Raw genomic sequence first — 8,425 nt, 5'->3', positions numbered from 1 at the left:
TCTTCCAACACCACACCCCCCCCCCCCTCGGTGACCCCCCCCCCCCCCCCCGGCCGGCGGCGCTTGTCCCTGACCTCCGGGGGCGGCCCGGGCGGGCCCCCCCCGGCCCGGAGGAGATCACGCCTTCTTGGTCTCCCAGAAGATGCGGTCGATCTCGGCGATGAGCTCCAGCGCCTTCTCGCCCGTCTTCGGGTCGGTCGACGCCTTGGCGGCCGAGAGGGCCTTCAGGGTGTCGTTGACCAGCTGGTTGAGCTCGGGGTACTTCTCGAAGTGCGGGGCCTTGAAGTAGTCGCTCCAGAGCACCGAGACGTGGTGCTTGGCGAGCTCCGCGCGCTGCTCCTTGATGACCGTGGCGCGGGCGCGGAAGTGCGGGTCCTCGTTGGCCAGGTACTTCTCCTGGACAGCCTTGACGGACTCGGCCTCGATGCGGGCCTGGGCAGGGTCGTACACGCCGCACGGGAGGTCGCAGTGGGCGCTGACCTTCACCTTGGGGGCAAACAGGCGGGAGAGCATTGAGCCGTCCTTCCTCGTGATCGTCTTCTCAGGTGGGACATTACTCGGTGAGAAGGGCGATTTCGCGGGCGCCCCCTGGGGCTTAGGTCAAAAGTCCAGGGTCACCATGGGACTCGTGTACGAGTGGACGAGTCCTCGCAGGAACGGATCGGGAGGTGACCGGATGGCACGGTCCGGGCGGGAGCAGGTGGGGGAGGCCGGTGCGCCGTTCGGGATCGCCGAGGTGACGGGGGTGTCCATGGTGCCCACGCTGCTCCACGGCGACCGGCTGCTCGTCCGGTACGGGGCGCGGCTGCGGCCGGGGTGCGTGGCCGTGCTGCGGCACCCGCTCCAGCAGGACCTGCTCATCGTGAAGCGGCTGGTCGAGCGACGCGACGGCGGCTGGTGGGTGCTCGGCGACAACCCGGACGCCGAGGGGGACAGCCGGGTCTTCGGGGCCGTGCCGCCCGAGCTGGTCCTCGGGCGGGTGCGGGCGCGGTACCGGCCGGTGACGCCGGGCCGTCAGCGGTCGGCCGGGGTGGTGCTCTCCTGGCTGGTGTCCTCGGTGCGGCCCGTGTGGTCCGACCGCTCGGCCTCCAGGCGCTTGCGGGCCCGGTAGGCGGCCACGTTGGCCCGCGTCGCGCAGCGGTCCGAGCAGTAGCGGCGGGAGCGGTTGGTGGAGGTGTCCAGGTAGGCGTTCCGGCAGGGCGGCGCCTGGCAGAGGCCGAGCCGGTCCGCGCCGAACTCCGTGAGGTGGAAGGCGAGGCCCATCGCCGAGATGGCCGCGTAGCCCGTGGTCGCGTTCGACGAGTGATCGGCGAGGTGCATGTGCCAGCGGGGCCGGCCCTCCTCGTCGAGGGTCTCGTGACCGGAGATCTGCGGGCTGACGGGGAACTCCAGGAGGAGCGAGTTCAGCAGGTCCACCGCCCCGGTGTGATCCCCCTCGTCGGCCGCGGCGAAGACCGCGCGCAGCCGGGTGCGGACCGTGCGGAAGCGCGGCAGGTCGGCCTCCGTGACCCTGCGGGCCATCTGGGCGGCGGGGCCGAAGAGCTCCCGGAGTACCTCGACGGACGTCAGGGTGTCCTTGCCGCGGGCCGGCTCCTCGGTGTTGACCAGACGTACGGCGAAGTCCGAGTAATGGGCCAGTTCCACTTGTAGTCCTTACTTCGGCGGGCTAGTGTCTCGGTCCGAAGGGGTAACGGCTGTTTCCCCTTCGAGGGTATTACGAATGGTAGGGCTGACGCGGGGAGGAACGACCATGACCGAAACCTATTGGGCGGACTGGCAGCAGAGCTGGGACCGTCAGCAGGAGTGGTACATGCCGGACCGCGAGGAGCGGTTCCGGGTGATGCTCGACATGGTCGAGGCGCTGGTGGGGCCCGAGCCCCGCGTCCTCGACCTCGCCTGCGGTACGGGGAGTATTACGAGCCGGCTGCTCCAGCGGTTCCCCGGCGCGACCAGCACCGGGGTCGACCTCGACCCGGCCCTCCTCGCCATCGCCGAGGGCTCCTTCGCCGGGGACGAGCGCGTCACCTTCGTGACCGCCGACCTCAAGGACCCGGCGTGGACCACGAGCCTGCCGTACGGGACGTACGACGCCGTCCTCACCGCCACCGCCCTCCACTGGCTCCACAGCGGGCCCCTGACGGCCCTCTACGGGCAGCTCGCCGGCCTCGTCCGGGACGGCGGGGTCTTCATGAACGCCGACCACATGATCGACGAGGCCACACCCCGGATCAACGCCGCCGAGCGCGCCCACCGCCACGCCGCCATGGACCGGGCCAAGGACGCCGGCGCCCTCGACTGGGCCGCATGGTGGGCCGTCGCCGCCGCGGACCCGCTGCTCGCCGAACCCACCGCCCGCCGCTTCGAGATCTACGGCGAGCACGCCGACGGCGACATGCCCTCCCCCCGCTGGCACGCCGACACCCTCCGCGCCGCCGGCTTCGGCGAGGCACGTCCGGTCTGGGCCTCGCCCTCGGACACCCTCCTGCTGGCCGTGAAGTAGGCCGGGACACCCGAAAGGGGCGGTACGGGTGAACCCGTACCGCCCCTTTCCCCGTACGCCCTACAGCACCTTCGAGAGGAACGCCTTCGTGCGGTCGTGCTGCGGGTTGCCCAGGACCTCGCGCGGGTGGCCGGACTCGACCACCACGCCGCCGTCCATGAAGACCAGCGAGTCGCCGACCTCACGGGCGAAGCCCATCTCGTGCGTGACGACGATCATCGTCATGCCCGACTCGGCCAGGTCCCGCATGACGTCGAGGACGTCACCCACGAGCTCCGGGTCGAGCGCCGAGGTCGGCTCGTCGAAGAGCATCAGCTTCGGCTCCATCGCCAGCGCGCGGGCGATCGCCACGCGCTGCTGCTGGCCGCCGGAGAGCTGCGACGGGTAGTTCCCCATCTTGTCCCGCAGGCCGACCCGGTCGAGCAGGCGCTCGGCCCGCTCGCGCGCCACCGCCTTGGACTCGCCCTTCACCTGGAGGGGCGCCTCCATCACGTTGGCCAGGGCCGTCATGTGGGGGAAGAGGTTGAAGCGCTGGAAGACCATGCCGATGTCACGGCGCTGGACCGCGACCTCGCTGTCCTTCAGCTCGTAGAGCTTGTCGCCCTTCTGCCTGTACCCGACCAGCTGGCCGTCGACGGAGAGCCTGCCGCCGTCGATGCGCTCCAGGTGGTTGATGCACCGCAGGAAGGTCGACTTGCCGGAGCCGGAGGGGCCGACGAGGCAGAAGACCTCGCCGTTCTGCACCTCCAGGTCGATGCCGCGGAGGATGTGGGCCGGGCCGTAGGACTTGTGGACGCCTTCGGCCTTGACCATGGGTGCGCCGGTCATCGCGTGGCCTCCGGGGAGCGCTTGAACGTGGTCAGGTTGGCCTTGACCCGCTGGAACGGAGTGGGCGGCAGGTTGCGGGTCGAGCCGCGCGAGAAACGGCGCTCCAGGTAGTACTGGCCGACGCTGAACACGCTGGTCAGCGCCAGGTACCAGATGGAGGCGACGAACAGCATCTCCATCACGGCACCGGCCGTGTTGCCGATGTTCGACGAGGCCCGCAGGAGTTCGGTGTACTGCACGGCCGAGACCAGGGACGAGGTCTTCAGCATGTTGATGAACTCGTTGCCCGTCGGGGGCACGATCACCCGCATGGCCTGCGGGAGCACGATGCGGCCCATGGTCTTCGTCTGGGACATGCCCAGCGCGTGCGCCGCCTCGGTCTGGCCCTCGTCGACCGACTGGATGCCGGCGCGGACGATCTCCGCCATGTAGGCGCCCTCGTTCAGGCCGAGGCCGAGCAGGGCCACCATGAACGGCGTCATGACGTCCACGGTCTCGTTCTTGTAGATCGGACCGAGGTTGATGTAGTGGAAGATCAGCGACAGGTTGAACCAGACGAGCAGCTGGACGTAGACCGGTGTGCCGCGGAAGAACCAGATGTAGAGCCAGGCGACCGCACCGGTCACCGGGTTCTTGGAGAGCCGCATCACGGCGAAGACGATGCCGAGGACGAGGCCCAGCGCCATCGCGGAGACGCTGATGATGATGGTGTTCCACATGCCGCTGATCACGGACGGGTCGAACACCTTGTCCCACACCGTGGCCCAGACGACGTCACCCTGGGAGAAGGCGTAGACGAGCCACCCGAGGAGCACGACGACGACCACGGCGCTGACCCAGCGGCCGTAGTGCCGTACGGGGATGGCCTTGATCGCCTCGTACGGAACGCCCGAGGGGGAGGGACCGGCCGGAGCGGCGGCCGGTTCCTTGCTGATCTTGTCAGTCATGACGACTGCCCTTCAGTGGTACGAGGAGAGGTCACTTGCCGGCGTTGATCGTGGCCGACTTGACCGCGCTGTCCTCGACGTCCCACTTCTTCAGGACCTCAGCGTAGGAGCCGTCCTTGATGATCGCATCGAGGGCTTCCTTGACGGCGTCGCGCAGCTGGGTGTTCTCCTTGGAGACGCCGATGCCGAAGAGGCCGACGTCGCTCTGGCTGCCCACGACCTCGAAGTCGTTGCCGCCGCCCGAGGTCTTCGCGATGTACGCGGCGACCGGGTAGTCGTTCAGGTCGGCGACCGCGCCGCCGGCCTTCACGCGGGTCTGCGCCTCGGCGTCGGTGTCGAAGGCCTGGATGGTCAGCTTCTTGTCACCGCACTTCGTGGCCTGCGCCTTGAAGGTGTCCTCGTAGATCGTGCCGCGCTGGACGGCGACGGTCTTGCCGCAGAGGTCGTCGAGGGAGTTGACGCCCTGCGGGTTGCCCTTCTTGACCAGCAGGGAGACGCCGGAGCTGAAGTAGTCGACGAAGTCGATGCCCTTGCCGATCTTCTTCCCGTTGTCGTCCAGGCCCTCCTGGCGCTTCTTGTTGTCCGTCATCGAGGACATGATCAGCTGCTGGCGGCCGGTGTAGATCGACGTGATCAGGCCGTCGAAGGTGCCCGACACGAACTCCAGCTTGACGCCGAGCTGCTTGCTCAGGGCCGCACCGAGGTCCGGGTCCACGCCGACGATCTTGCCGCCCTCGGTGAACTCCATCGGGGCGTACGAGGCGTCCGTGCCGACCTTGATGACACCCGCCTTCTGGATGTCGGCGGGGAGCTTCGAGAAGAGCGGGGCCTTGCCGGCCGACGCGGAGCCGGTGTCGCTGGGCGTGTTCGCGCTCTCGGTCTGGTCGCCGCAGGCGGTCAGCAGCATCGAGCCGGCGACCGCGATGGCGGCGACCGCGGCAAGACGGGAGGTGCGGGTCTTGGCGGTCGTACAGCGCGTGGAGCGTGCGGTCATGGTCGGGTTCCTCCGGCGTGTGAGGGAGCTGCCAGGTGGTCGCGTACGCATCTTCGAGTGTCGCGACCTCGTGTGATTACGGCATCTTGCCATTCGGACTGCCACAAACCGACGGCTCCTGATGTCAAAATCGGGTAACGGGTGACCCCGAAATCCCGACAGGCCGGTACATCAAGGCCGGATCTTCTGCGGAATCCTTTCCCTGGCACCGGAAAATCTGCGGTTCATCTCGCCATTCGGACGAATGGAAGGCCGCCAATCGGGTGCGGAATGCATCTATCGGGACATCGGGTGACGTGTCGTTCTCCGTCCGTGTCCGGATGCGCTCGGTATGAGTCGCGTCACCGAGCGGATATGGACTCGTCTGCGGTGCCGTCCGTCCGGTAAGAAGGATCCTTACACCCCTCATCCGGGGCTCAGGGCGCGTTGTGCGGCGCGCCCGCGCGGCTGCCATACACGGCGGCCGCGGGACCCGCCCACCGCTCCACACCAGGAGCGGCCAACCCTCAAATGAAGCAGACTTAAGGGGTCAACCCAATGGCAGCGGAGATCGTCAATCCTCGCAATGACAGCGGTACGGAAGGAGCTCCCGAGGAGCCCTTCGATCCTGTCTTCGCCCTTCACCGGGGCGGCAAGATGGCCGTTCAGGCCACCGTTCCCGTCCGGAACAAGGACGACCTGTCCCTCGCGTACACGCCCGGCGTCGCCAAGGTGTGCACCGCGATCGCCGAGCAGCCCGATCTGGTCAACGACTACACCTGGAAGTCCCAGGTCGTCGCCGTCGTGACCGACGGCACCGCGGTGCTCGGCCTCGGTGACATCGGCCCGGAGGCCTCCCTCCCGGTCATGGAGGGGAAGGCCATCCTCTTCAAGCAGTTCGGCGGCGTGGACGCGGTCCCGATCGCCCTCGCGACCACCGACACCGACGAGATCGTCGAGACCGTCGTCCGGCTCGCCCCGTCCTTCGGCGGCGTGAACCTGGAGGACATCTCGGCGCCGCGGTGCTTCGAGATCGAGCGCAAGCTCCAGGAGCGCCTCGACATCCCGGTCTTCCACGACGACCAGCACGGCACCGCCATCGTCACCCTCGCGGCCCTGCGCAACGCCGCGAAGCTGACCGGCCGGACCCTCGGCGAGCTGCGCGGTGTCATCTCCGGCGCCGGCGCGGCCGGTGTCGCCATCGCGAAGTTCCTCCTGGAGGCCGGCCTCGGCGACGTCGCCGTCGCCGACCGCAAGGGCGTCGTCAGCCGCGACCGCGACGACCTCACGGACGTCAAGCGCGAGATCGCCGAGCTCACCAACAAGGCGGGCCTCAGCGGCTCCCTGGAGAGCGCCCTCGCCGGCGCGGACGTCTTCATCGGCGTCTCCGGCGGTACGGTCCCCGAGGAGGCCGTCGCCTCCATGGCCCCGAACGCGTTCGTGTTCGCCATGGCCAACCCGAACCCCGAGGTCCACCCCGACGTCGCGCACAAGTACGCGGCCGTCGTGGCGACCGGCCGTTCGGACTACCCGAACCAGATCAACAACGTCCTCGCGTTCCCCGGCATCTTCGCCGGCGCGCTCCAGGTCCGGGCCTCCCGGATCACCGAGGGCATGAAGATCGCCGCGGCCGACGCCATCGCGGACGTCGTCGGTGACCAGCTCGCCGCCGACTGCGTGATCCCGTCGCCGTTCGACGAGCGGGTCGCCCCGGCCGTAGCGGCCGCGGTCGCCGCCGCCGCCCGCGCCGAGGGCGTCGCGCGCCGCTGACGCGCCCCAGGCACGCCGAAGGGCCCGGTACCGCCAACCGGAACGGGGCCCTTCGGCGTACGGGAGCCGAGGGTGCCCCGTCGACCGTGCGTCGCGCGCCCCGCCCGGCCGGCAGGACACCCCCTCCGCGGCGTCCGAGGATCGGTCACGGCGCGTGCTGTCCAGGCGACACGGGTCACACCGGGGCGTGGTTCCCCCGGCCGCCCGCGGGCCCCTAGGGTCGGGGCCATGTTCGCTGCCTACGCCGCCCGAATCGACCGCGACCAGCCCCTGAACGGCCTCGAACTGGGCGAACGCCCCGAGCCCGAGGCGCGTCCCGGCTGGACCACCGTCACCGTCAAGGCCGCCTCGCTCAACCACCACGACCTGTGGTCGCTGCGCGGGGTCGGGCTGCCCGAGGAGAAGCTGCCGATGATCCTCGGCTGCGACGCCGCGGGCATCGACGAGGACGGCAACGAGGTCGTCCTGCACTCCGTCATCGGCCAGACGGGCCACGGCGTGGGCCCGGACGAGCCCCGGTCCATCCTCACCGAGCGCTACCAGGGCACCTTCGCCGAGCGGGTGAGCGTGCCCCGCTGGAACGTGCTGCCCAAGCCGAAGGAGCTGTCCTTCGAGGAGGCCGCCTGCCTCCCCACCGCCTGGCTGACCGCGTACCGCATGCTCTTCACCAACGCCGGTGTGCGGCCCGGGGACTCGGTGCTCGTGCAGGGCGCGGGCGGCGGAGTCGCCACCGCCGCGATCGCCCTCGGCAAGGCGGCCGGCCTGCGGGTCTTCGCCACCAGCCGCGACGAGGCCAAGCGCAAGCGGGCCGTCGAGCTGGGCGCCGTCGAGGCGTACGAGCCGGGGGCGCGGCTCCCGCAGCGGGTGGACGCCGTCATCGAGACCGTCGGCGCCGCCACCTGGTCCCACTCGGTCAAGTCGCTGCGGCCCGGCGGCACGCTCGTCATCTCGGGCGCCACGAGCGGCGACCGTCCCTCGCACGCCGAGCTGACCCGGATCTTCTTCCTGGAGCTGAAGGTCATCGGTTCGACGATGGGCTCCAAGGACGAACTGGAGGACCTGCTGTCGTTCTGCGCGGCGACGGGCCTGCGACCGGTCATCGACGAGGTCCTGCCGCTGGACCGGGCCCGCGAGGGCTTCGGGAGGATGGCCTCCGGCGAGCTCTTCGGGAAGATCGTCCTGACGACCTCGTGACGACCTCTTGATACAGGTCGCTTGACCTGATGGGATCTCCGGCACGCGAAACGTGAACATCTCTCACTTTGCCGTGCCGGAGGCCTCCATGTCGCGCACCACCCTCGCGGCGACCGTCGTCGTCGCCTCGCTGCTCGCCCCGACCGCCGCCACGGCGGAGCCCGCCGCCCGCGCGGGGCCCCCGAGCCCGGGCGGGGGGGGCCCCGCGGGCAA

9 protein-coding genes are annotated in these 8,425 nt (G+C 69.9%); 4 read left to right on the top strand and 5 right to left on the bottom strand.

Annotated elements, in window-relative coordinates; all coding sequences use genetic code 11:
• Positions 1–117: 117 nt before the first annotated feature.
• Positions 118–513 carry a superoxide dismutase, Ni gene (sodN, locus tag ACFV2S_RS18455; RefSeq protein ID WP_041131199.1) on the bottom strand — a complete coding sequence of 132 codons (396 nt, stop codon included), beginning with the start codon at positions 511–513 and terminating at the stop codon, positions 118–120.
• Between the two features lie 163 nt (positions 514–676).
• Between sodN and sodX the strand changes: the two genes are divergently transcribed.
• Positions 677–1,111 (top strand): nickel-type superoxide dismutase maturation protease, encoded by a 435-nt coding sequence (sodX, locus tag ACFV2S_RS18450; RefSeq protein WP_383800125.1) that lies wholly within the window; start codon positions 677–679, stop codon positions 1,109–1,111.
• On the opposite strand, the gene ACFV2S_RS18445 is transcribed toward sodX, so the two are convergent.
• Positions 1,015–1,644, bottom strand: a complete 630-nt coding sequence (locus tag ACFV2S_RS18445; RefSeq protein WP_383800123.1) for a CGNR zinc finger domain-containing protein — start codon at positions 1,642–1,644, stop codon at positions 1,015–1,017. The two genes, sodX and ACFV2S_RS18445, sit on opposite strands and share 97 nt — an antisense overlap.
• A gap of 106 nt (positions 1,645–1,750) precedes the next feature.
• Between ACFV2S_RS18445 and ACFV2S_RS18440 the strand changes: the two genes are divergently transcribed.
• Complete coding sequence (locus ACFV2S_RS18440; RefSeq protein ID WP_385559794.1) at positions 1,751–2,500, top strand: class I SAM-dependent methyltransferase; 750 nt, start codon at positions 1,751–1,753, stop codon at positions 2,498–2,500.
• A 60-nt stretch (positions 2,501–2,560) separates the two neighbouring features.
• Here ACFV2S_RS18440 and ACFV2S_RS18435 read toward each other — a convergent pair whose 3' ends face one another.
• Genes ACFV2S_RS18435 through ACFV2S_RS18425 form a run of 3 tightly spaced genes read right to left on the bottom strand, consistent with a single transcriptional unit; the run spans position 2,561 to position 5,269 of the window.
• Positions 2,561–3,328, bottom strand: coding sequence for an amino acid ABC transporter ATP-binding protein (locus tag ACFV2S_RS18435; RefSeq protein ID WP_383800117.1), 768 nt, complete (start codon positions 3,326–3,328; stop codon positions 2,561–2,563).
• Positions 3,325–4,275 carry an amino acid ABC transporter permease gene (locus ACFV2S_RS18430; protein WP_383800115.1) on the bottom strand — a complete coding sequence of 317 codons (951 nt, stop codon included), beginning with the start codon at positions 4,273–4,275 and terminating at the stop codon, positions 3,325–3,327. Before ACFV2S_RS18430 ends, ACFV2S_RS18435 begins: the two co-directional genes overlap by 4 nt.
• 31 nt (positions 4,276–4,306) lie before the next feature.
• The gene (locus ACFV2S_RS18425; RefSeq protein WP_383800112.1) at positions 4,307–5,269 is read right to left on the bottom strand and encodes an ABC transporter substrate-binding protein; all 963 of its coding nucleotides are present in this window, start codon (positions 5,267–5,269) and stop codon (positions 4,307–4,309) included.
• Positions 5,270–5,806: 537 nt separating this feature from the next.
• Here ACFV2S_RS18425 and ACFV2S_RS18420 point away from each other — a divergent pair.
• Both ACFV2S_RS18420 and ACFV2S_RS18415 read left to right on the top strand, forming a co-directional pair.
• Entirely contained in the window at positions 5,807–7,018 is a 1,212-nt protein-coding gene (locus ACFV2S_RS18420) for an NADP-dependent malic enzyme (RefSeq protein WP_383800109.1), read from the top strand.
• A gap of 228 nt (positions 7,019–7,246) precedes the next feature.
• A complete protein-coding gene (locus ACFV2S_RS18415; protein ID WP_385559788.1) occupies positions 7,247–8,212 on the top strand; it encodes a zinc-binding dehydrogenase in 966 nt (321 codons plus the stop codon).
• Positions 8,213–8,425: the final 213 nt, after the last annotated feature.

It is taken from the genome of Streptomyces sp. NPDC059695, from assembly GCF_042733785.1.
Lineage (GTDB): Bacteria > Actinomycetota > Actinomycetes > Streptomycetales > Streptomycetaceae > Streptomyces.
This window is presented reverse-complemented; position numbering and strand designations above follow the sequence as displayed.